The 278-nt window shown below is 62.2% G+C and carries 1 pseudogene; it reads right to left on the reverse strand.

Features of this window, described 5'->3' with window-relative positions:
- Window positions 1-278 (reverse strand): annotated as a pseudogene (locus tag ACLJNW_RS24700) (endopeptidase La); the annotation flags it as partial.

A 278-nucleotide genomic window follows, 5' to 3' on the forward strand; every position in this document is an offset into this window, starting at 1 on the left:
ATAACGGAACTTGCGCACGCCGAGGTAGTTCTCCAGCGTCTCGCTGGACACCACCGCCTGGATACGCTTGAGCTTGGCATGCTCCTTCACCGCCTTGCGGCAGACCTTGGCGATCTGCCGCTCGAGGCTGCGCACCCCGGCTTCGCGGGTGTAGTAGCGAATGATGTCGCGCAGGGCGCCTTCCTCGAAGGTCAGCTCGCCCTTCTTCAGGCCGTTGGCCTGGACCTGCTTCGGAATCAGGTACTTGGCGGCGATATTGACCTTCTCGTCCTCGGTGT

The organism is Salmonella sp. SAL4457 (assembly GCF_046548235.1).
GTDB lineage: Bacteria > Pseudomonadota > Gammaproteobacteria > Enterobacterales > Enterobacteriaceae > Salmonella > Salmonella enterica.